Here is a 21,680-nt window from a genome sequence, read left to right as displayed (position 1 = left end):
GCCATCGCGGGCGGCATAGAATCGGGAAATGCGCCGCTCCGACCAAGTCCGCCTGTTCCAGACGCTGCCCCATGCGTGCGGCTACTACGCCGATCGCACGGCGCAGAACCTGGTGCTGGACCCGGCCGCGCCGAACCTCGACAAGCTGTACGGCCCCGCGCTCGAGCGCGGCTTCCGCCGTGCCGGCGGCCACCTGTATTTCCCGCACTGCGCGCAATGCCACGCCTGCACGCCGTGCCGCATCGACGTGGCGAATTTCCGGCCGGACCGCTCCCAGCGCCGCTGCCTGAAGCGCAACGCCGACCTCACCGTCAGCGAGTCGATCCCCGGCTACAATCGCGAGCGCCACGCGCTGTACGAGCGCTACCTGCAGAATCGCCACGCCGGCGGCGGCATGGACGACGCCGAGGCCAGCGACTTCCGGCGGTTCCTCACTGCGCCGTGGAGCCCCACCCTGTTCATGGAATTGCGCCTGGGCGAACGCCTGCTCGCGGTGGCGGTCACCGACGTTTGCCCCAATGGAGCCTCGGCGGTCTACACGTTCTACGACCCCGACGAGACCGCGCGCGGCCTGGGCACCTACGCGATCCTGCAGCAGGTGGAACTGGCCCGCCGCCGTGGCCTGCCCTGGCTGTATCTCGGCTTCTGGATCGACGGCCACCCGAAGATGGACTACAAGCGCCGCTTCAAGCCACTGCAGATCCGCACCGCCGAGGGCTGGCAACCCATGGCGTAGGGGCCCGCTCGAGGGCGATGCTTTTGCTCTGCATGCCCAGGGGGAGACTCAGAGCAGGAGCATCGCCCGCCAGCGGGCTCCTAGGGGTGTGCGGGCGGAGCGCCGACTTGCGGGTACGGAAACAGCTTCTCCAGCGGAATCGACAACCCATCGTCGCCGACCACGCGGCAGTGGCTGCGGTTGAGCTGGCGCGGTTCGCTGACGCCGCAGCTGTGCGCGATGATGCCGACCTCGTGCATCAGGTTCTTCGCGTAGTGGTACACCCGCTCGCTCTTGTCGCTGACCACCAGGCCGCGCTGCAGCTTCGGGTTCTGCGTGGTGATGCCGGTGGGGCAGGTGTTGCGGTTGCACTGCAGCGACTGGATGCAGCCCAGCGCCAGCATGAAGCCGCGTGCGGAATTGACGAAGTCCGCGCCGATCGAGAGCGCCCACGCCACGTCGTAGGCGGTGATGCACTTGCCCGAGCAGACCACCTTGATACGCTGGCGCAGGCCCTTGACGATCAGCATGTCGATCAGTGCCGGCAACGCCTCGTGCAACGGCAGGCCGACGCCTTCCATCAGGGTCTGCGGCGCCGCGCCGGTACCGCCCTCGGAGCCGTCGACGATGATGAAGTCCGGCGCGCTCTCGATGCCGCGCTTCCACACCTCGTCGCACAGCTCGCCGATCCATTCGACGCCGCCCAGTACCGCCTTGAAGCCGACCGGCTTGCCGGTGAGCTCGCGGATGTGCGCGATCGCATCCATCAGCTCGGGCACGTTGCCGATGTCGAGATGGCGATTCGGGCTTTGCGAATCCTGGCCGACCGGGATGCCGCGGATCGCGGCGATCTCGGCGGTGACCTTGGCGCCGGGCAGCAGGCCGCCCATGCCGGGCTTGGCGCCCTGGCCGAGCTTGATGCTGACCATCTTCACCTGTGGGTGCGCGCAAATCGCCAGCAGCTTGCCGTCGTCGAGCTTGCCCTCGCTCGTGCGCACGCCGTACTTGGCGGTGCCGATCTCGAAGATGATGTCGCAACCGCCTTCGAGGTGATATGGCGCCAGGCCGCCCTCGCCGGTGTCCATCCAGATCCCGGCCTTGGCCGCGCCGCGCGACAGCGCGCGCACCGCCGGTGCCGACAAGGCGCCGAAGCTCATCGCCGAAATGTTGAAGAACGCCGCGTGGCTGTACGGCTCGCGCGCGTATGGGCCGATCGTGACCGGCACCGGCTCGACGTGGTCCACGCCCAGGTCGGGGAATGGCGCGTTGACGAAGAACGGCACGCCCTCGGCACGCAGGTCACGGCTGGAGCCGAACGCGTTGGTGTTGTCCACGTTCTTGGCGGCGCGATAGACCCAGGTGCGCTGCGCGCGGTTGAACGGCATCTCCTCGCGATCGCTGGAATACAGGTACTGGCGGAAGAACTCGCCCAGGTGCAGGAACCAGTAGCGGAAGTGGCCGATCACCGGAAAGTTGCGCAGCACCGCGTTGCCGGTCTGGTTGCGGTCGACCACCCAGGTCACCGCCAGCACCACCACTGCCAGCGCCAGCAGCAGCAGGGCAAAGGCCGTGACCAGTTCGACCAGCACGACCAGCCAGTGCGCAAATCCTGTCGATTCCATCCTGCCACCCTCTGTCAGTCAGCTGTCACGGCAGACCGCCCGCATGCCTGCAGGAGCCTCGTCACCCAAGCCTATCGCATCGAACCTGACCGGCGCCGGCGCTCACAACTCGATGCGCAGATGCCCGGCCGCGCGCACCGCCTTGCCCACCGCCGCTTCGAGCGACCCGGCACGCGCCAGCGTCACCGCCATGCGCCGGCGGCCCTTCACTTCGGGCTTGCCGAAGATGCGCAGCTGCGTGTCCGCCTCGACCAGCGCCGCGGCGACGCCGTGGTAGCGCGGCCCCGCACCGTCGCCTTCGACCAGCACCGCGCACGAGGCTGACGGCCCGTACTGGTGGATCACCGGGATCGGCAAACCAAGGATCGCGCGTGCATGCAGCGCGAACTCGGAGAACTCCTGCGAGATCAGCGTGACCAGGCCGGTGTCGTGCGGCCGCGGGCTCACCTCGGAGAAGATCACCGCATCGCCTTTCACGAAGAACTCCACGCCAAACACGCCCCAGCCGCCCAGCGCGCCGGTGACCGCGGCAGCCTGCCGTTGCGCCTCGGCCAGCGCGGCGTCGCTCATCGGTTGCGGTTGCCACGATTCGCGGTAGTCGCCCTCTTCCTGGCGGTGGCCGATCGGCGCGCAGAAACTCACGCCGTCGACGTGCCGCACGGTCAGCAGGGTGATCTCGTAGTCGAAGTCGACGAAGCCCTCGACGATCACCCGGCCCTTGCCGGCGCGCCCGCCGGACTGCGCGTAATCCCACGCGCGCTGCAGCGCGCCGGCGCCGCGCACCACGCTCTGGCCCTTGCCGGAGGAACTCATCACCGGCTTGATCACGAACGGGTAGCCGATCGCGGCCACCGCCTCGCGGTACTGCGCCTCGTCGTCGCAGAAGCGGTACGGCGAGGTGGGCAGCCTGAGCTCCTCGGCGGCCAGCCGGCGGATGCCTTCGCGGTCCATGGTCAGCCACGCCGCGCGCGCGGTGGGGATCACCCGCTGCCCCTCCTTTTCCAGTTCGATCAGGGTCGGCGTGTGGATCGCCTCGATCTCCGGCACCACCAGGTCGGGCCGCTCCTGCTCGATCACCGCGCGCAGCGCCTGGCCGTCCAGCATGTCGATCACATGGCTGCGATGGGCCACCTGCATCGCCGGTGCGTTCGCATAGCGGTCCACCGCGATCACCTCCACCGCATAGCGCTGCAGCTCGATCGCGACCTCTTTGCCGAGCTCGCCGGCGCCGAGCAGCAGCACGCGCAGCGCATGCTCGGAATGGGGGGTGCCGAATGGCTTCATCGGACTTCTCCGCGGCGTGCAAACCGACATTGTATGCGGCCGGGCCAGTCGACTGGCGGCGATGCCGCCGGCGTGCCGGAAGCCAGCTTGATTTAGATATCATTTTGATATCTAATTATCCAACCTCAGGGAGATCACCATGAACGAACAGCAAGGTTTTTCCGTCGCCGGCATCCCTTTCATCGGCTTCTGCCTGATCCTGGCCGCCATCGGCGTGTGGATGGTGACCGGCGCCATCCACGGCCAGCCGGATGCGCCGCCCGTCGCCCGTCTGCTTGGCGGTGCGCTGCTGCTGGCCTTTGACGGCTTCCTGCTCAAGGGCTTCTTCCAGGTCGCCCCGAACGAAGGCCAGGTACTGCAGTTGTTCGGCAAGTACGCCGGCAGCGTGCGCACGGAAGGCCTGCGCTGGACCAACCCGTTCTGCAGCCGCCGGCGCATCTCGCTGCGCGTGCGCAATTTCGAGAGCGGCAAGCTGAAGGTCAACGACAGCGACGGCAACCCGATCGAGATCGCCGCGGTGGTGGTGTGGCAGGTGATCGACACCGCCGAGGCGGTGTTCTGCGTCGACGACTACGAGAACTTCGTGCACATCCAGAGCGAATCGGCGCTGCGGCAGATGGCGCAGAGCTACCCGTACGACGCGCACGAGGACGGCAAGCCCTCGCTGCGCAGCCACGGCGACGTGATCAACTCGCACCTGCGCGACGAGATCCAGGCGCGCCTCGGCAAGGCCGGCGTGCAGGTGATCGAAGCGCGCATCAGCCACCTCGCCTACGCCCAGGAAATCGCCCAGGCGATGCTGCAGCGACAGCAGGCCGGTGCGATCATCGCCGCCCGCACGAAGATCGTCGAGGGCGCGGTGAGCATGGTTGAGATGGCACTGGACCAGCTCAGCCAGCGCGGCGTGGTGAACCTGGACGAGGAACGCAAGGCGGCCATGGTCAGCAACCTGCTGGTGGTGCTGTGCGGCGAGCGCGGTACCCAGCCGGTGCTGAACACCGGCACGCTGTACAACTGACGCGTTCCGATGGCGGTCGAGAAAAAAGCCTATCCCCTGCGCATCAGCGCCACCGTGCTGGACGCAATGCAGCGCTGGTCGGACGACGAGCTGCGCAGCCTCAACGCGCAGATCGAGTACGTGCTGCGCGAGGCACTGCGCAAGGCCGGCCGGCTGAAGGCCGGCCCGGCCAGGCCGGCAGTCGACGACAACGACGCGGATTGAACCGCCCACGAGGGAGTACGCACGCATGTCCGCCAGCCCCTCCACCGCGCCGGTCAACGGTCCGCACCTGAAACTCGCCGTGCTGTTCGGCAGCGCCGGCGCACTGGCCACGCTGGCGCTGATGCCGTACGTGATAGCGCTGACGCCGCAGAAATTCAGCGCACTGCCGCTGCCCTTGCCCGTCATCGTGCTGGCCGCGGCGGCACAGACCGGCATGCTGTGCTGGCTGCTGGGCTGGCTCGGCCTGTATCTGGGCGCGCCGTACGGCCTAGATGCGCCATGGCTGCGCGCCTGGGTATACCGGCGCCTGCGCGATCCGGCACGGCGCCCGCACTGGTGGCTGGCCACCCTGCTCGGCGTGCTGGCGGCGTTGCTGGTGGCCGGACTGTCGGCGTTCGGGCCGGAGCATGCGCACGACACCATCCAGGCGTGGCGTGGCGCGTTGGCTTCGCTCTACGGCGGCATCGTGGAGGAAGTGCTGTGCCGGCTGCTGCTGGTCAGCGCGCTGGTATGGCTGCTGGCGCGCTGCAACCGGCGCATGGCGCAACCGTGGATGTTCGCACTGGCGATCGTGCTGGCCGCGCTGCTGTTCGGCGCCAGCCACCTGCCCGCCGCACAGGCTGCCGGCCTGCTCGGCACGCCCCTGCTGATCGCGCGCATCGTGCTGTTGAATGCCGTCGCCGCCGTCGTGTTCGGCGGCCTGTTCTGGAAGTACGGGCTGGAGCACGCGATGCTGGCGCACTTCTGCGCCGACCTGGTGCTGCACGTGGCGCTGCCGCTGGCCGGCGGTTTCTAGCGCCCACCCACGGCAACCGCCTGCAACTCCGGCAACTTCAGCAGGCGCAGCTTCGGCTGCTGCCGGCCCGTCACCAACAGCCACCGCCCCAGCCGCGCGATCGACTGCACGTCCGGCAAGCCGTCGTCTGCGCCAAGCCGCTCCAGCGGGCGGCCGTCGGTGGCGTCGTAGACCACCAGCTCACGGGTCGCCGGGTCGACCACCAGCAGCCAGTCATGGGCCGCATCCTGCCAGTGCACGATCGGCTGGATCGAGGGTCCCGCCGCCGCGCGACCGGCGGCCGGCCAGCACCACCACAGCAGGCCCGCCGACAACGCCGCCAGCAGCACGATGGCGTTCAGGCGGCGGGGAATGCCGCCAGGCGACCAGGCTGCGAGGGCTCGTCGGCGCAGGGCGATTTGCATGCTCATGCCGGCACCATCGCTGCCGGCCATGACCGCGGCATGACATCCGCAAGAACTATTCGTTGCGCGTGCGCAGGCTCCAGCCGAGCGCAAGCCAGCCGACGACGAAAGCAAGCCCGCCGCATGGCGTGACGATCCCCGCCCCGCGCGGTGCACCCAGCGCCAGTGCGTACAGGCTGCCGCTGAACAGCACGATGCCGACGGCGAACGCCGCCAGCGCGATCCGCCCGCTGCGGCCGCGCCCGAGCCCGGCCGCCACGGCCAGCGCCAGCGCATGCCACGCGTGGTAGCTCACCGCCGTACGCCACAACTCGGCGCCACGGGCGTCGAGTACGCCGCGCAATGCATGCGCGCCGACCGCACCCAGCAGCACGGCACTGGCCCCGGCGATGCCGACCAGTACGGCGACGCGGGTATCGGCAGGTTGTCGCATCGCGTTCGTGTCCTCGGCCGGCGAACCCGGCCCGACTGTCGGTGTCGTATGCTTGCGCGGATGAAGACCAAGGATTCTCGCATGAAGCCCCGCCACTGGCTGCGCCCCGCCCTGCTGTGCCTGTTGCTGGTTGCCGCAACACTGCTGGGCGGTTGCCACCGCGGCGAGCCGCTGCCGTTCCGGCTGACCAACATCAGCGGGCACATGCCTGATCTCGACTTCAAGCTCACCGACGACAACGGCAAGGCCGTCACCGGCGCCGACTACCGCGGCAAGGTGGTGCTGCTGTACTTCGGCTATACCCACTGCCCCGACGTCTGCCCGCTGACCCTGGCGCAACTGCACGTGGTGATGCAGCGGCTGGAGCCGCTGGCCGACGACGCGCGCATCCTGTTCGTCAGCGTCGACCCGGCGCGCGACACGCCGGCGATCATGCACGCCTACGTCAACGCATTCGACAAGCGGGCCGTCGGACTGGTCGGCGACGCACGCAGCGTCGAGGCGCTGAGCAAGCGCTACCGTTCCGCCTTCACCCGCGAGCCGAGTTCGGCCGACGGCACCTACGAAGTCAGCCACAGCTCGGCGATCTACGTGTTCGACCGCGACGGCCGCGCCCGCGTGCTGGCCACGCCGTCCGCCTCGCAGGACGACCTGGTGCACGACCTGCATCTGCTGCTCAATACCGGAGCCACTCCATGAAGCCGATTGCCCTGTCGCTGCTGCTTTCCGGCCTGCTGTTGGCCGGCGGCGCGCACGCCGCCGACGCCGACCAGGTCCGCGCCAGCCATGCCTGGATCCGCCTGCTGCCCGGCGCGCTGCCGGCCGGCGCCTATGTCACGCTGGAGAATGACGGCGACCGACCGGTCGCGCTGCGCGGCGCCGCCAGCACGGTGTACGCCGAGGTGATGCTGCACCGGAGCTCGCGCGAGGGCGGCATGAGCCGCATGAGCATGGTCGACGCGCTGGAGGTGCCTGCGCACGGCAAGGCCGAACTGGCGCCCGCCGGCTACCACCTGATGCTGACGCAGCCGAAGGTGCCGGTAAAACCCGGCGACACCGTCACGCTGACGCTGCGGTTCGGCGACGGCAGCACGCTGGCCACCGATTTCATCGCACGCCCGGCGAATGCGCTGGACGCCGGCGATGAACACGCCGATCACGCGATGCCGGCGATGGACCACGGCGCGATGCCGCACGGCCACTGAGCCGCGGAAACCCTCAGTCCGGCACGGTCGCATCGACCGCGGCCGCGCGGCGGGCGGCGGGCCGGTGCGGCGGCTTGCGCGGCAGCCGGCCGTTGCGCGACAGCCGCAGCCACATGCGCAACGCCATCAGCCCGCCGACCGTTTCCACCAGCGCCGACGGCACCCAGATGATCACGCCGCCGATCAGCTGCCCGGTCAGCACGTTGAAGGTGAACGCGCGGCCGCAGATCTCGAAGATCGGGTACAGGTCGGTCTTGGAAAAGGTGACGATCGCGCCGGCCACGATCTGCGGCGTCATGGTGATCGCCGGCGACAGCACGCGCAGCCCGGCGGTCATCCGCCCCGGCGGATGCGGCCGGTGGTCCAGCACCAGCGACCAGTAGGCGAAGCCGCTGATCAACATGCTCCAGTTCATGAAGCGGTAGATGCGCCAGTCCAGCATCGCCAGCGTCTGCATGGAAGGGATCAGCCAGACCAGGATGAAGGCGATGAACAGCAGCGTCGCCACGGTGGGGTTGAGCAGTACGCCGAAGACCAGCCGCCACGGCCACGAACGCTGCAGCGGCCGCAGCAGGCGCAGCCGCCACGCCAGCGGCAGGCCGGCGCGCAGCGCCGTGGCCGGATACGCGGTGACGATCAGCAGCGGCGCGATGTGGTGCAGCAGCAGCTGCTGGATGCGATGCATGAAGAACTCATGCTCGGCGTAGTAGTCCAGGTAGGTGTGCAGCGACAGGTAGATGATCGCCATGCCGCACCAGAACGCCAGCCTGCGGCCGAAACCCACCGACAAGCGGCGACTGCCGCGCAGGTACAGCACGCCGGCCGTCACGAAGCACGCGAGCAGCACCCACGAGAACTCCCACGGCACGATCCATTTCAGCAAGGTTGCGGTCACTGCGCCGGCACTTCTGTCTGCGCCGGCAACGGCCGGCGACCGCCCAGCATAATGCCGCGCGGCGGCGGAGTCAGCCGCAGCGGCGCCACGGGCTTGCGGCAGATCGCCGCCCCGGAGCCTGCGCGCGCCGCGCCCCGAGGCTTCGTGCAGGCACTCAACGCCGCCGCCGGCTGTAGCGGGTGCGCCGCCAGCCGTACAGCAGGCCGAACAGCACCACCAGCGCCGGCACCAGCACGATGTTGATGAACTTCAGGCGCAGGCCGAGCGCGTCGATCTCGGCGTTGAGCTGGTGCTGCACGTCGCGCAGCTCCTTGTTGATCGCCAGCTGGCGTTGGCGGAACTGCTCGATCTCGCGGCGCTGCTCGGCGCTGGCGGTACTGGCGTGGCCGCCCTTGGCCGGCTGCAGCTCGTCCAGCCGGCGACGGGTGTCGGCCAGCTCCTGCTCCAGCTCGCGTTCCTTCTGCAGGAATTTCTGGTCGGCCACGTTGCGCAGTGCCTGCACCCGGGTGAACGGCCGCTGCGAGGTGGAGCGGCCACGGATCGACAGCAACGCCGAGGAACCACTGAGGTTGTCCACCAGGTTGGTGACGAAATCCCCGTTGTTGGCGAAGATCCGCATCATGGTCTGGCCCAGGATGGTCTGCGGCTCCACCCACAGCCGGTCGCTGAGCAGGTCGGTGTCGGCGATCAGGATCACCTCGGCATCCGGCGCCGACCGGGCATGGTGGCCCGCCACACCGGCCCGCTCCGGGAACGCGCTGTCGAAGGTGCCGCGCAGGCGCGCCGCCAGCACGTAGTGCGCGTTGTCCGGCTTGTAGTCCTGCAGCAGCGCGGTAGGGTCGCTGCTGGCATCCAGCACCCGCTGGGTCGGTACCACCTCGGCCTCGGCGCTGCTCTGCAGCAGCGGCACCAGCCGCGTGCGCGCATCCGCCGCCAGGTCGAAGTGGCCCGCGGTGGACACGTTGATGCGCTGCAGGCTGGCGGTGACCACGTCGTTGCGGTTCAGTTCCTGCGCACCCAGGTCGAGCATCGCCGGATGGTTGAGGCTGCTGCCGGCCAGTTCGATCTGCAGCGCGCGGGCGCGGTCCAGCACCACCTTGCGCGGGTCGTAAGTCACCCCCCAGGCCTTGAACAGCCGCGGCAGGTCCGAAGCGTGGTCGGGGAAGGTGATGCTGTCGGGCGCGTACGGCGAGGTGTCGAGTTCCGCGTCGGGATCGACGAACACCACCAGGTGGCCACCGCGCAGCACGTACTGGTCGATCGCGTACTGCGCGTCGGACGGCAGCCGCTTGGGATGGATCAGCAGCAGCACCTTGATGTCGTCGCCGACCTTCCGCAGCGTCGACGCGTCCAGCGTCCTTACGTCGAACAGCTGGCCGAGCTGCTGCAGCACCGTCCACGGCTGCTCGCCGAGCAGCGGATTGCCCTGCACCGGCAGCGAACTGATCACCCCGATCGGCGGCTTGCTGGCCTGGCTCAGCTCGTACAGCAACTTGGCGATGTCGTACTCCAGGAAGGCCTCGCGGGCCGGGTCGAAGAACGCGATCGCCAGTGTCTTCTCCGGCACGCGGTCGTCCGTGCTTTCGCTCTCGAAACCGCCGGACATGGCGCTGCCGGCCAGCCCGAAGAACACCCGTTCGCCGTTGCTGCCGCCGTTCGCCGCGGTCAGGCCGTTGCCCTCGGCGCTGGCCTCGTCGTCGGAATACGGCACCGGGTCGATGATCTGCAGGCGGATGTGCCCGTGCGAGCGCGCCACCACCTCCTGCAGCATCTCGCGCACGCGCTGCTCGTAGCTGCGCAGCTGCGGCAGGTCGCGGGTGGCGTGCTCGGAGAAGTACAGGGTCAGCCGCAGCGGCCGCTGCAGCGTGTCGACGATGTGCAGCGTGCCTGGCGTCAGCGTGTACAGCTTGTCGGTGGTGAGGTCGACCCGCGACGCATGCAGCCAGCGGCTGCTGGCCACGATCAACGGCACGAACAGCAGCACCAGCAGCACCAGCGCGCCATACAGCACACCGCGCCGGGTCAGCTGCAGCGGCGTGGTGAGCAGGCGAGGCAGGCGCGGGCGGGGCATGGCGTCAGCGCGTCCGTTTCAGGTCGAGCAGCAGCACGCCGGCGACCAGCCAGCCGACCGTGCTGAGCAGGAAGTACGTCAGGTCGCGGATGTCCAGCACGCCGCGCGCGATCGCCTCGAAGTGGCGCAGCATGGACAGGTGCGCCACCGCGTTGATCAGCTTGCGCGGCACGGTGCCCGAGAAGAAATCCTGCACCTGCGGCTGGCCGACCAGGATCAGCAGCACGCACACCAGCGCGGTGAGAATGAACGCCACCACCTGGCTGCGGGTCAGCGCGGACAGGCAGGCGCCGATCGCGATGAAGCTGCCGGCCATCAGCCAGCTGCCGAGGTAGCCGGCCAGGATCACCCCGTTGTCCGGCGAGCCGAGGTAGTTGACGGTGATCCAGATCGGGAACGTCAGCGCCAGCGCCAGCCCGATGAACAGCCACGCGGCGAGGAACTTGCCCAGCATCGCCTGCCACAGCGTCAGCGGCAGGGTCAGCAGCAGCTCCAGCGTGCCGCCCTTGGCCTCCTCCGCCCACATGCGCATGGTGATCGCCGGCACCAGGATCAGGTACAGCCACGGGTGCATGATGAAGAACGGTTGCAGGTCGGCCTGGCCGCGCTCGTAGAAATCGCCCGCGTAGAAAGTGAGGATGCCGGCCAGCACCAGGAAGATCACCAGGAACACGTACGCCACCGGGGTCACGAAATAGCTGCGCAGTTCGCGCCGCAGTACCGCGTTGAGCGGGCTCATGCGCGGCCTCCGGCGGCATCTCCGCCGGTAGTGATCTGGCGAAACACCTCGTCCAGCCGGCCGCGTTCGAGCTGAATCTCCGACACCTCGAGCCCCTGCTCGCGCAGCAGCGTCTCGACCGGCTCCAGGATCCGCACGCCCGGCTTCGGGAACACCGTGATGCGGCCGTCCAGCGGATCGACCTCGATCGCCGCCACCTGCGGCAGGCGGCCCAGCATTTCCTGCGACATGCCGCTGCCCGGCGCACTGAACGACACCGCGCCGTGGTAGCGCGAGCGCGCCTCCAGCTCCGCCGGCGTGGCATCCGCCAGCAGCTTGCCGCGCGCGATGATCACCACCCGGTTGCACAGCGCATGCACTTCTTCCAGCAGGTGGGTGGAAACCAGGATGGTGCGGTCGCGCGCCATCATGTCGATCAGCTGGCGCACCGTGTGTTTCTGGTTCGGGTCGAGGCCGTCGGTGGGTTCGTCCAGCATCAGCACCGGCGGGTCGTGCAGGATCGCCTGGGCCAGCCCGACGCGCCGGCGCAGGCCCTTCGACAACGTGTCGATGCACAGTCCCAGCACTTCCTCCAGCTGCAGCTGCTGCACCACCGCGTCGAAGTGCCGATAACCCGCCTCGGCCCCGAGCCCACGCATGCGCACGATGAACTGCAGGAACTCGCGCACGGTCATCTCGCCGTAGCTGGGCGCGCCTTCGGGCAGGTAGCCAAGCGCGCGCTTCGCCTTCAGCGGCTCGCGCATCACATCGTGCCCGCACACCCGCGCGCTGCCCGAGGTGGGCACCAGGAACCCGGCGATCATGCGCATCGCGGTGGACTTGCCCGCGCCGTTGGGGCCGAGCAGGCCGAGCACCTGGCCCGGCTCGGCACGAATGCTCAGCGCGTCCACTGCGGTCAGGTTGCCATAGCGTCGGGTGAGCTGGTCGGTCTCGATCATGTCCGGTAGCGGGCTGGAGCGGCATGCCGCGTCGGGTACGGGAAACCCTGCCGGGGCGCCGCGAACCGCCTTGCAATGTACCGCAAGACACCGTCCCGCGACCCGAAAAGAAAAAGGCCCTTCCGACGGAAGGGCCTTTCGATGCGTTGCCGCAGCGCCCGGCTTATTCGCCGGCGCTGGCCGCCTCGGCCGGCGCAGCGGCGCTGCCGGCGGGGGCCGGAGCGGAGCCCGACGTTGCCGGCGCCGCCTCGTCGAGCGTCGGCGGCTGCAGGCCGGCTTCCTGCTCCGGGGTCTGCTGCGGCGCGTTGCTGAGCGGCAGGAACACGTTGTACTTCGCATAGCGGGTGATGTTGCCGCCGGCATCCTTCACTTCCGGCGTGGCGATCACGTCGTAGGCGCGGTTGACCACGTCGTCGTACTTGTAGCCGTGGGTCTGCGCGTAGGCCTTGAGCATGTCGCGGGTCTGCGGCACGCCGGCGAAGGTGCCGTTCCACACGCCCTTCAATGCCGCGCCGCCGAAGGCCAGCGTGGCGCGCACGTTGCCGTCCACCACCAGGCGGCCGTAACGGTCGCGGCTGCCGACGGCGACGTTGGCATCCGCGGCAGCGGCCGCGCTGCTGGCCTCGGCCGGTGCGCCGGCGGCATCCAGCGACGGCGGAGTCGCCGCGGTCAGCTGCTCGCTCTGGCCGTTGATGGTCAGCGTGCTGGTGTCGATCGGGAACGCCACGTCGAAGCTGTAGGTCTGGTCGCCGTAGTTGGTGGTGATCAGGATGCGCGAGCCGGTGACGTTCACGCCAAGCTTCTTGGCAGCCGCCTGGATCTCGGTGTTGGCCTTGGCGATGGCGTCTTCCACCGCCTCCATGCCGTCCTTGCGCTGGATCGAGGTGGACACCAGCAGCACCGGGGTCGGCTGGGTCTGTTCGATGTACGGAATCAGCTGGCTGTAGTCGATGTTCGGCACGCCGGCCAGCACGTTCTGCAGGTTGTTCAGGCTGAACTGGATGAACGAGTCGGGCTCGCCATGGATGTACAGGTTGGCGAAACGGTTGATCAGGTTCCAGCCATAGGAAACGTCATATGACCAGGTGACCTGGGTCAGCTGGCCGCGGCTGCCCTGGCGCTCCAGGTCCAGCGTGAAATGCTTGTCCAGGCCGCGCCAGCTGTTGTCCAGGTTCCAGACGATGCTGGCGTTCTTGGTGTTGCTGTCGATCTTGTCGAACTCCGGCGTGGCGCTGGCGATGGTCAGGCCGCCGCTGCCGACCTTCGGGTCGCTGCTGGTCCAGCTGATCTCGGCGCCCGGGCCGTACGCCTTGCCGGAGAAGGTGAACTGGATGTTCGGGTCGAACGAGCGCAGCACCGAGTAGTCGGGCAGCCGCCGATAGTTGTCGAGCACGTCGTAGACCTGCCGCATGTCCTTGCCGATGACCAGCTGGCGCTCCACATGGCCACTGCCGGGCATGACCACGGCTGCCAGGACGCCGATGACCACCACGATCACCAAGGCAACCAGAAATTCAAAGACACGCATCATTCCAGAGTTCTCCGAAGCGTCTTTACGCCATACCTGGGTAGTGTTGCCCCAGCCGTCCGCGCGGGCCTGCCCGAGGTCTTCCCGAGGGCCATGGCAGGGGGTCGGCAAACGCCGAAGGAAGCGATGTTACTTGCTCGCGGGCTGGAACGCTATCGCCGGCATTGCCCCGTCCGGAAGGCCAAAAGCAGGGCCCGGCGACGCCCGGCCTGCTTCAGACGATGCCCATTTCCAGTGCCTTGAGCACGGCGCGGGTGCGGTCGCGCACGCCGAGCTTGGACAGGATGTTGGAAACGTGGTTTTTCACCGTGCCCTCGGCCACCTTCAGCGAGTTGGCGATTTCCTTGTTGCTGTAGCCGCCGGAGAGAAGGCGCAGTATCTCGGTCTCGCGCTCGGTCAGCGGATCGGGCTGCTCCAGGCTGGTGAAGCTGTTCTGCATCCGCGCCACGCCGGCCATCAGGCGCTGGGTGACCATCGGCGCCACCAGCGAGCCGCCGCCGGCCACGGTGCGTACCGCCTCGACCAGTTGCTCCAGCGAGACGTCCTTCAGCAGGTAGCCGCGCGCGCCGGCCTTGAGGCCCTGCAGCACCAACTGGTCGTCATCGAAGGTGGTCAGGATGATGGTCGGCGGCAGCTCGTTGCGGGCGGACAGTGTCTGCAGCACTTCCAGTCCACTCATGTTCGGCATGCGCAGGTCCAGCAGCACCACGTCCGGCCTGACCCGCGGAATGTCCTGCACGGCCTGGGCGCCGTCGGCGCACTCGGCCACCACACGGATGTCCTCGGCCAGGTCCAGCAGCGAGCGGACGCCCTGGCGCACCAGATTCTGGTCGTCGACGAGACAAACGGAAATCATCGTGGATCCTCGGGCTAGGCTGACTTCAAGGAAGGTGATGTTGACAGCCGGCAAGCCGGCCCGCTGCCGACGCCGACGCATTTTTGCACGCCGTGCGCGCCGCCAAGATTACGACACATCCAGCGCCGGCGGCTCGAGCCGCGTCGGTGCGTGCGCCAGTGCGGTGTGCTCGTCCAGCGGCAGCCGCACGGTCAGCGCGAAGCCCTGGCTCAACGCGGTATCCAGCGTCACGCTGCCGCCGAATTCGGCCAGCCGCTCGCGCATGCCGGACAGGCCGTTGCCGGGCTCGACGTTCTCGGCGCCGCGGCCGTCGTCGCGCGCATGCAGGCCGAGCAGGCTTTCCCCTGCATAGGCGAAGTTCAGCCACAGGTTGCGCGCGCCGGCATGGCGGGCGGTATTGGTGATGATCTCCTGTGCGCAGCGCAGCAGCACCTGGGCGCGGCGCGGGTCCTCCACGCTGAAGCGCGGCGGCATGATCACGTGCACGTTCAGGCCAGGCACGCCCTCGGTAAGGCTGCGCAGCGCCTGGGTCAGGTCGATCGCGTCGTCCTGGCGCAACTCGCTGACCACCTCGCGCACGTCGGCCAGCAGCAGTTTGGCCGTGCCCTGCGCCTTGCGCACGTGCGCGCCGGCCGCCTCGTTGCTGAGATGGCTGGCCACTTCGAGGTTCAGGCTCAACGCGGTCAGGTGGTGGCCGATCAGGTCATGCAGGTCGCGTGCGATGCGCATGCGCTCGGCAATCCGGCTGGATTCGGCCAGCAGGGCGCGAGTGGCCCTCAGCTCGGAATTCAGCCGGCGCTGCACCTCGCGCTGCTCGGCCTGCTGGCTGGCCGCCATCGATGCGATGTACATCAGCGCGGAGATGCCCAGATAGATGCTGGTCTGCAGGAAGGCCAGGCTCACGCTGTGGTCGTACTCGGGGAAGTTCACGAACACGACGACCAGGCTGAGGTTCTGCAGCACGATGCAGAGCACGCCGAGCCAGACCGGCAGCAGCCACGGCAGCGCCACCGCGCTGATCGCCATCAGCATGGCCGACAGGCCGCTGTGGCTGTACCAGCCCACCGCCATCGCGAAGATGCTCATCGCGACAAGCCCCAGCAGGCGCAGGCCCTGGTAACGGCGCGAGCCGAGATTGCTGGTCACCGCCCAGTACAGCAACCCGAACAACAGGTAGCACAGCGTCCACAGCAGCAGCGCGAAGTTGGGGCGGTGCAGCAGGCTCACGCGCTCGGCCGCCCAGTTGGTGATCAACGGCGTGCCGACGCACAGGTAGGTGAATAACCCGGCGTAGCGCAGCAACCGGACATGATTGAAATTGGACAACTGCATGCCCCGCATCATTGGCGAAGCGCGGCGCCCACGCAATGCGCGGGAAGTCATGCCCGCCGCCGGACCCGCCGCTTTACGAAGCTTTTACATGTGCCCTTGCGAGGTGTAAGGGCCGCGGGCGCATGTCATAATGGGCCATTGCAACGAGGCCGCTGCCTGACCTCGCCCCCGAATCCACCATTGCGGAGCAACGAATGGCCCTTGCCATCCGCGACGTGCGTGAGCACGACCTGGATGCCGTCCTGGCGCTCAACAACGCCGCCGGCCGCTCCATCCTCGCCCTCGATGCAGCCCAACTGCGCTATTTCCACGAACACGCCGAGTACTTCCGCGTGGCCGAGATCGACGGCCACTTGGCCGGCTTCCTGATCGCGCTGCGCGAAGGCAGCGACTACGCCAGCCCGAACTACCGCTGGTTCGCCGAGCACTACCCGCAGTTCGTCTACATCGACCGCATCGTGATCGCCAACGCCTACCGCCGCCACGGCCTGGGCCGCATCTTCTACTGCGACGTGCACAGCTACGCCGAGGTGCGCGTGCCGCTGCTCACCTGCGAGGTGTTGCTGGAGCCGCGCGACGACGTGGTGGTGCTGTTCCACGGCACTTACGGCTTCCAGGAGGTCGGCCAGCAGCGCATGGGCGAGCACGGCCCGCAGGTCAGCCTGCTGGCCCGCGACCTGCCCAGCTACGCCTACGTGCGCGACACCTGGCTCGAACACGGCGGCCTGCCCGACGTGCCATGGCTGGCCGAACGCGAACGCCCCTCCCTGCATGACTCCATCCCGCGCCGCCTCGCCGGAGAGCGGCGCCCATGAATGCACGAGTGGATGCTTCCGATGCCTGCGACCTGCGCTTCGGCCAGGTCGGCATTGCCTGCGTGCGCGTGCGCCGGGTCGACGCCGCCGCGCTGTGCGACGAACTGGAGCGCCGCGTGCGCTCGGCGCCGCAGATGTTCGCCCGCGCCGCGGTGGTGCTGGACCTGAGCCATCTGCCCGCGCTGCCCGATGACGGCGCCGTCGATGCGCTGCTCGAAGCCGTGCGCAGCGCCGGCATGCTGCCGGTGGGCCTGGCCTACGGCACCAGCGAAACCGAGGCGCTGGCCAGGCGCATGGGCCTGCCGTTGATCGCCAAGTTCCGCGCCGCCTACGAACCGGCCCAGGGCGGCGCGCCTGCCGCCGAGTCCGCCGCGCGCGCCGAACCGGCAGCGGCGGTGCAACACGAGCCGATCCTGTCCGCGCCGCCGGCCGGCGGCATGCAGGGCGCCCAGCACCATGCCGGCTCGGTGCGCTCGGGCCAGCAGGTCTATGCCCGCGAGCGCGACCTGATCGTCACCGGCGCCATCGCCAACGGCGCCGAAGTGATCGCCGACGGCAACATCCACATCTACGGCAGCCTGCGTGGCCGCGCCATGGCCGGCGCGCAGGGTGACGAGAAGGCACGCATCTTCGTCTCCGACTTTCGCGCCGAGCTGGTGGCGATTGCCGGGCAGTATCGCGTGTTCGAACAGATTCCCGGCGACCTCGAGGGCCAGTCCGTGCAATGCTGGCTCGAAGGCGACAAGCTGCTGATCGCCAGGCTGTAACCACCCACAACAAGAACAACCACGCGGAGATGGGCCCTTGACTGCTGAGATTATCGTTGTCACCTCCGGCAAAGGCGGCGTCGGCAAGACGACGACCAGCGCCTCCCTCGCCACCGGATTGGCCATGGCCGGCAAGAAAACCGCCGTGATCGACTTTGACGTCGGCTTGCGCAACCTCGACCTGATCATGGGCTGTGAGCGGCGCGTGGTGTACGACTTCGTCAACGTCGTGCACGGCGAAGCGACGCTGAAGCAGTCGCTGATCAAGGACAAGCGCTACGACAACCTCTACGTGCTGGCCGCCAGCCAGACCCGCGACAAGGACGCGCTGACCATGGAAGGCGTGGAGAAGGTACTCACCAGCCTGTCGGAGGACGGCTTCGAGTACGTGGTGTGCGACTCTCCGGCCGGCATCGAGAAGGGCGCCCACCTGGCGATGTACTTCGCCGACCACGCAGTCGTGGTGGTCAACCCGGAAGTCTCCTCGGTACGCGACTCCGACCGCATCCTCGGCCTGCTCGCCAGCAAGACCCGGCGCGCCGAGAAGGGCGAGACGCCGGTCGTCCAGCACCTGCTGCTGACCCGCTATAACCCCGCGCGCGTCGCCATCGGCGAAATGCTCAGCGTGAAGGACGTCGAGGAAATCCTCGGCATCGACGTGGTCGGCGTGATCCCCGAGTCGGAGAACGTGCTGACCGCCTCCAACAACGGCATCCCGGTGATCGTCGACGCCAACTCGCAGGCCGGCCAGGCCTACAGCGACACCGTGGCCCGCATCCTCGGCGAGGAGCGCCCGCTGCGCTTCATCGACGTGCCGAAGAAAGGCTTTCTCCAGCGCGTGTTCGGAGGTTGATCACGATGGGTATCCTCGATTTCCTCAAGCGCAAGCCCGAAGCCACCGCCAGCGTGGCGCGCGAACGCCTGCGCATCATCGTGGCGCAGGAACGCTCCACCCGCGGCGCACCCGATTACCTGCCGATGATGCGCAACGAGCTGCTCGAAGTGATCAAGAAATACGTCCAGGTCGACATCGACGCCATCAACATCAACGTCGAGCGCGACAGCGGCCAGGAGATCCTGGAGCTCTCGGTCACCCTGCCGGAAAGCAAACCGGGCGCGCGGAGCGAAACCAAGGGCGAAGCCAAGACCGGCTGAGCCGGCGCGCCGTCGCACACGCCTGCCGGGCGGCGCCGCGCCGCCCGGCCCCTTTCGCCATCCGAACCGCCAGCGCCCGCCGCGCCCGCCCATGCACCCCGACACCCACCCTGCTTCCGCCGACCCGGCCAGCACCGTGCTGCGCGTGGGCCAGATCGGCTTCGACGCGCCGGCGGCCCTGCTCGGCCGCTTCGGCCTGCAGCTTCGGCGCGTGATGCCGGACGAACCGATCCCCGGCAGCTTCTGGGGCGACGCCGAGGCCGGCATCATCGGCAACACCGTCTATGCCCGCGACGACACCCCGGTGCACTCGCTGCTGCATGAAGCCGGTCACCTGATCGTGCTGCCGGCGGAACGGCGCCCGGACGTCCATACCGACGCCACCGACTCGGTCGAGGAAGAGGACGCCACCTGCTACCTGCAGATCGTGCTGGCCGATCAGCTTCCCGGCGTGGGACGCGATCGCCTGATGGCCGACATGGACGCCTGGGGCTACACCTTCCGGCTCGGCTCGGCCCGCGCCTGGTTCGAGCGCGACGCCGGCAACGCCCGCGAATTCCTCACGGCGCGCGGCCTGCCGCACGCCTGAGGGGCGAGTCCCGAACCCTGGTCCCAACGCTACTTCGCGTGCCAGTCGCCGTCGGCGCCCTTCTCGTACTTCTTCTTGACCGCGGCCCAGGCCACCTTGTGCGCGGCCTCCTCGCGCGATTCGCGGCCGCGGCGCTCGCCCTTGTCGGCGTAGCCGTCCCAGGCGCTGTTGAACGCCGCCCTGTAGATCTCCTGCGCGTGTTTCGGTACGTGCTCGCGCACGCTGTCGGGCAGTTCGCCGATGGATGCATAAGGCATGGCAAGGACTCCGCAATGGACGGGTGACGCCCGGCCACCGTGTACCCCGTCCGATCAAGCCGTCGTCAACCCCACGTGGTCGCCACGGCAACCGCCACACCCCGTTCAGCGACGCGAGACGTGCGCATCGCCCGGCACGTACCAGCGCCACGGCTGCTCGATCGCCCGGGTGATGCCCACGCGCGTCGTGGCCACCGGCACGGCAGGCGGCGGCACGCCGTCGTCGACGATGCTGAAACCGCCGCTGCCGTCGACCAGGTCGATGCCGTCCTGCGTGCGGTCGATGCCCATGGCCTGGCACAGCCGCGCCGGCCCGCGGCACAGGTCGCGGTCGCTGCGGCAAGCCGGCCGCGCCGCACGCATCGCAGCCAGTCCGGTCAGTGGCGCCAATGCACGCAACAACACCGCGACGCCCTCGCCTTCCTCGCCGCAGACCGGGTTACAACACCAGTGCATGCCATAAGTGAAGTACACATAGAGCAGTCCCGGCACGCCGAACATCGTCGCATTGCGCGCCGTGCGGCCGCGCCAGGAGTGCGCGGCCGGATCCAGCGGCCCGCAGTAGGCTTCGGTTTCCACGATGCGGCCGCTGCGGCCGTCCGCACTCAGCAACACCTTGTTCAGCAGGTCGGGAGCGACTTCGCGCGGATCGCGCCGGTAAAACGCGCGGCCCAGCGCCACGGGGCGGCCGGACACGCCCGGCTGCGGTGCCGTCCGCGCCACGCTCAAGCCGCAGGCTTCGGCTGGTAGCTGCCCACGTCTGCGCGAAAACCGATCGCCAGACGGTTCCAGCCGTTGATGGCGATGATGGCGAGGGTCAGCTCGACCATGCCTTTGTCGTCGAACTGTGCGTGCACCTCGTCGTACAGCGCATCAGGCAGATCGTTGGTGGCCACCAGGGTGACCGCCTCGGCCCACGCCAGCGCCGCGCGCTCGCGCGCCGTGTAGCACGGCGCCTCGCGCCACGCCGACAACAGGTACAGTCGCTGCTCGGTTTCGCCGGCGGCGCGCGCATCCTTGCTGTGCATGTCCAGGCAATAGGCGCAGCCGTTGATCTGCGACACGCGCATCTTCACCAGCTCGATCAGCGCATGCTCCAGGCCGCCACGCTGCACGCCCGCCTCCAGCGCCAGCATCGCCTTGAATGCCTCGGGCGCGGCCTTGCGGTAATCAACACGGCTCTTGGTCATCGAAATCTCCTTGGGGTAAGTGTCGGTTCACGGCGGCGCGAACAGCCGCTGCGCGTCCGCATAGGTGAACGCGGACGCCAGGGCATCGAAACGGCCGCCGTCGAGCAGCGCCGTCGCCGCGCGGTCCACCGCTGCCAGCGCCAGCGTGGCGAAGCGCGTGGCCGTGCTCACGCGCGCCACGCCGAGTCGGGCCAGCTCGGCCGGCGCCGGCATGCCGGCGCCGGCGGCCACGTTGACCGGAGCGTCGATGGCCTGCACCAGCGCAGCCAGCGTGGCGCGGTCCTCCAGCCCGATCGGGTAGATGCAGTCCGCTCCTGCCGCCCGATAGGCCTGCGCACGCTGCACGGCGTCGGCGAGCGGCGCGGCCGGATCGGTGGCGTGCTGCAGCCAGTGGTCCACCCGTGCGTTGATCACGATCGGCACGCCGCTTGCGTCGGCGGCGACGCGCGCGGCGCGGATGCGGGCCGCGGCTTCCCCGACCGGCCGCAACGGACCGTGGCCGGGGCGGCCGTCTTCCAGGTTGATGCCCACCGCGCCGGCCGCGATCACCGCGCGCACCGTGGCGGCCACCGCCTCCGGTGTCTCGCCGTAGCCGGTCTCGATGTCCGCCGTCACCGGCAGCCCGGCCACCCGCACGATCCGCGCGATCGCCGCCAGCACCTCGGCCAGCGGTGCCCGTTCGCCGTCGGCATAGCCGAGCGACCAGGCCACGCCCGCACTGGTGGTGGCGATCGCCGCGAAACCGCGCTGCGCGAACAACCGCGCGCTGCCCGCGTCCCACGCATTCGGCAGCAGCAGGATCGCCGTGCGATCGTGCATCCGGCGGAACGCCCGCGCCTGGTCGATCTGTACCTGCCTGTCCATGCC

General features: G+C 68.9%; 26 protein-coding genes. 11 read left to right on the top strand and 15 right to left on the bottom strand.

Annotated features, from left to right (window positions below):
* The first annotated feature begins 28 nt into the window (after positions 1–28).
* On the top strand, positions 29–736 hold the full coding sequence (locus R5H19_RS11495; protein WP_318159142.1) for an arginyltransferase: 708 nt from the start codon (positions 29–31) through the stop codon (positions 734–736).
* Positions 737–816: 80 nt separating this feature from the next.
* On the opposite strand, the gene R5H19_RS11490 is transcribed toward R5H19_RS11495, so the two are convergent.
* Together R5H19_RS11490 and purT are read right to left on the bottom strand one after the other, a co-directional pair.
* Positions 817–2,337 (bottom strand): FMN-binding glutamate synthase family protein, encoded by a 1,521-nt coding sequence (locus tag R5H19_RS11490; RefSeq protein ID WP_318159141.1) that lies wholly within the window; start codon positions 2,335–2,337, stop codon positions 817–819.
* Between the two features lie 102 nt (positions 2,338–2,439).
* Positions 2,440–3,621 carry a formate-dependent phosphoribosylglycinamide formyltransferase gene (gene purT, locus R5H19_RS11485; protein ID WP_318159140.1) on the bottom strand — a complete coding sequence of 394 codons (1,182 nt, stop codon included), beginning with the start codon at positions 3,619–3,621 and terminating at the stop codon, positions 2,440–2,442.
* 139 nt (positions 3,622–3,760) lie between these two features.
* Here purT and R5H19_RS11480 point away from each other — a divergent pair, with 139 nt between their 5' ends.
* From R5H19_RS11480 to R5H19_RS11470, 3 genes are read left to right on the top strand one after another with little or no spacing between them, the layout of a single operon-like run.
* On the top strand, positions 3,761–4,639 hold the full coding sequence (locus tag R5H19_RS11480; RefSeq protein ID WP_318159139.1) for an SPFH domain-containing protein: 879 nt from the start codon (positions 3,761–3,763) through the stop codon (positions 4,637–4,639).
* Between the two features lie 9 nt (positions 4,640–4,648).
* Positions 4,649–4,843 carry an Arc family DNA binding domain-containing protein gene (locus R5H19_RS11475; protein WP_318159138.1) on the top strand — a complete coding sequence of 65 codons (195 nt, stop codon included), beginning with the start codon at positions 4,649–4,651 and terminating at the stop codon, positions 4,841–4,843.
* A 25-nt stretch (positions 4,844–4,868) separates the two neighbouring features.
* The gene (locus R5H19_RS11470) at positions 4,869–5,639 is read left to right on the top strand and encodes a CPBP family glutamic-type intramembrane protease (protein WP_318159137.1); all 771 of its coding nucleotides are present in this window, start codon (positions 4,869–4,871) and stop codon (positions 5,637–5,639) included.
* Here R5H19_RS11470 and R5H19_RS11465 read toward each other — a convergent pair.
* Both R5H19_RS11465 and R5H19_RS11460 read right to left on the bottom strand, forming a co-directional pair.
* Positions 5,636–6,049, bottom strand: coding sequence for a hypothetical protein (locus R5H19_RS11465; protein WP_318159136.1), 414 nt, complete (start codon positions 6,047–6,049; stop codon positions 5,636–5,638). The genes R5H19_RS11470 and R5H19_RS11465 overlap by 4 nt on opposite strands.
* Positions 6,050–6,098: 49 nt before the next feature.
* Positions 6,099–6,476 carry a DUF423 domain-containing protein gene (locus R5H19_RS11460; RefSeq protein WP_318159135.1) on the bottom strand — a complete coding sequence of 126 codons (378 nt, stop codon included), beginning with the start codon at positions 6,474–6,476 and terminating at the stop codon, positions 6,099–6,101.
* Positions 6,477–6,557: 81 nt separating this feature from the next.
* Between R5H19_RS11460 and R5H19_RS11455 the strand changes: the two genes are divergently transcribed.
* Both R5H19_RS11455 and R5H19_RS11450 read left to right on the top strand, forming a co-directional pair.
* Positions 6,558–7,175 carry an SCO family protein gene (locus R5H19_RS11455; RefSeq protein WP_318159134.1) on the top strand — a complete coding sequence of 206 codons (618 nt, stop codon included), beginning with the start codon at positions 6,558–6,560 and terminating at the stop codon, positions 7,173–7,175.
* Positions 7,172–7,681 (top strand): copper chaperone PCu(A)C, encoded by a 510-nt coding sequence (locus R5H19_RS11450; protein ID WP_318159133.1) that lies wholly within the window; start codon positions 7,172–7,174, stop codon positions 7,679–7,681. Before R5H19_RS11455 ends, R5H19_RS11450 begins: the two co-directional genes overlap by 4 nt.
* 13 nt (positions 7,682–7,694) lie before the next feature.
* Here R5H19_RS11450 and R5H19_RS11445 read toward each other — a convergent pair whose 3' ends face one another.
* From R5H19_RS11445 to R5H19_RS11415, 7 genes are all read right to left on the bottom strand, one after another.
* Complete coding sequence (locus R5H19_RS11445) at positions 7,695–8,576, bottom strand: cytochrome c oxidase assembly protein (protein ID WP_318159131.1); 882 nt, start codon at positions 8,574–8,576, stop codon at positions 7,695–7,697.
* A 154-nt stretch (positions 8,577–8,730) separates the two neighbouring features.
* On the bottom strand, positions 8,731–10,647 hold the full coding sequence (locus R5H19_RS11440) for a Gldg family protein (protein WP_318159130.1): 1,917 nt from the start codon (positions 10,645–10,647) through the stop codon (positions 8,731–8,733).
* 4 nt (positions 10,648–10,651) lie between these two features.
* Positions 10,652–11,386, bottom strand: a complete 735-nt coding sequence (locus R5H19_RS11435) for an ABC transporter permease subunit (RefSeq protein WP_318159129.1) — start codon at positions 11,384–11,386, stop codon at positions 10,652–10,654.
* Entirely contained in the window at positions 11,383–12,324 is a 942-nt protein-coding gene (locus tag R5H19_RS11430; protein ID WP_318159128.1) for an ABC transporter ATP-binding protein, read from the bottom strand. The genes R5H19_RS11435 and R5H19_RS11430 overlap by 4 nt, the downstream gene beginning before the upstream one ends.
* A 163-nt stretch (positions 12,325–12,487) precedes the next feature.
* Positions 12,488–13,855 (bottom strand): polyketide cyclase, encoded by a 1,368-nt coding sequence (locus R5H19_RS11425; protein WP_318159127.1) that lies wholly within the window; start codon positions 13,853–13,855, stop codon positions 12,488–12,490.
* A 211-nt stretch (positions 13,856–14,066) separates the two neighbouring features.
* Positions 14,067–14,708 (bottom strand): response regulator transcription factor, encoded by a 642-nt coding sequence (locus R5H19_RS11420; protein ID WP_318159126.1) that lies wholly within the window; start codon positions 14,706–14,708, stop codon positions 14,067–14,069.
* A gap of 108 nt (positions 14,709–14,816) precedes the next feature.
* Positions 14,817–16,040: a sensor histidine kinase gene (locus R5H19_RS11415; protein ID WP_318159125.1), complete on the bottom strand. Its 1,224-nt coding sequence runs from the start codon at positions 16,038–16,040 to the stop codon at positions 14,817–14,819.
* A 194-nt stretch (positions 16,041–16,234) separates the two neighbouring features.
* On the opposite strand from R5H19_RS11415, the gene R5H19_RS11410 reads away from it, so the two are divergent.
* The 5 genes from R5H19_RS11410 to R5H19_RS11390 all read left to right on the top strand — a co-directional run bounded on the left by R5H19_RS11410 (position 16,235) and on the right by R5H19_RS11390 (position 19,366).
* Positions 16,235–16,855, top strand: coding sequence for a GNAT family N-acetyltransferase (locus tag R5H19_RS11410; protein WP_318159124.1), 621 nt, complete (start codon positions 16,235–16,237; stop codon positions 16,853–16,855).
* Positions 16,852–17,622: a septum site-determining protein MinC gene (gene minC / locus R5H19_RS11405; RefSeq protein ID WP_318159123.1), complete on the top strand. Its 771-nt coding sequence runs from the start codon at positions 16,852–16,854 to the stop codon at positions 17,620–17,622. The genes R5H19_RS11410 and minC overlap by 4 nt, the downstream gene beginning before the upstream one ends.
* A 37-nt stretch (positions 17,623–17,659) precedes the next feature.
* On the top strand, positions 17,660–18,475 hold the full coding sequence (gene minD / locus R5H19_RS11400; protein WP_318159122.1) for a septum site-determining protein MinD: 816 nt from the start codon (positions 17,660–17,662) through the stop codon (positions 18,473–18,475).
* Between the two features lie 5 nt (positions 18,476–18,480).
* Positions 18,481–18,777: a cell division topological specificity factor MinE gene (minE, locus tag R5H19_RS11395; protein WP_318159121.1), complete on the top strand. Its 297-nt coding sequence runs from the start codon at positions 18,481–18,483 to the stop codon at positions 18,775–18,777.
* Positions 18,778–18,868: 91 nt separating this feature from the next.
* Positions 18,869–19,366 carry a hypothetical protein gene (locus R5H19_RS11390; protein WP_318159120.1) on the top strand — a complete coding sequence of 166 codons (498 nt, stop codon included), beginning with the start codon at positions 18,869–18,871 and terminating at the stop codon, positions 19,364–19,366.
* Between the two features lie 29 nt (positions 19,367–19,395).
* On the opposite strand, the gene R5H19_RS11385 is transcribed toward R5H19_RS11390, so the two are convergent.
* The 4 genes from R5H19_RS11385 to R5H19_RS11370 form a co-directional block, all read right to left on the bottom strand.
* Positions 19,396–19,623, bottom strand: coding sequence for a ChaB family protein (locus tag R5H19_RS11385; protein WP_318159119.1), 228 nt, complete (start codon positions 19,621–19,623; stop codon positions 19,396–19,398).
* Positions 19,624–19,728: 105 nt separating this feature from the next.
* Positions 19,729–20,319 (bottom strand): DNA-3-methyladenine glycosylase, encoded by a 591-nt coding sequence (locus R5H19_RS11380; RefSeq protein WP_318159118.1) that lies wholly within the window; start codon positions 20,317–20,319, stop codon positions 19,729–19,731.
* 29 nt (positions 20,320–20,348) lie between these two features.
* A complete protein-coding gene (locus R5H19_RS11375; RefSeq protein ID WP_318159117.1) occupies positions 20,349–20,813 on the bottom strand; it encodes a carboxymuconolactone decarboxylase family protein in 465 nt (154 codons plus the stop codon).
* 27 nt (positions 20,814–20,840) lie between these two features.
* The gene (locus tag R5H19_RS11370; RefSeq protein ID WP_318159116.1) at positions 20,841–21,677 is read right to left on the bottom strand and encodes an isocitrate lyase/phosphoenolpyruvate mutase family protein; all 837 of its coding nucleotides are present in this window, start codon (positions 21,675–21,677) and stop codon (positions 20,841–20,843) included.
* Positions 21,678–21,680: the final 3 nt, after the last annotated feature.

Source organism: Rhodanobacter sp. KK11 (assembly GCF_033345435.1).
Taxonomy (GTDB): domain Bacteria; phylum Pseudomonadota; class Gammaproteobacteria; order Xanthomonadales; family Rhodanobacteraceae; genus Rhodanobacter.
Note: the sequence above shows the minus strand (reverse complement) of the source record. Positions and strands in the feature narration are given on the sequence as shown.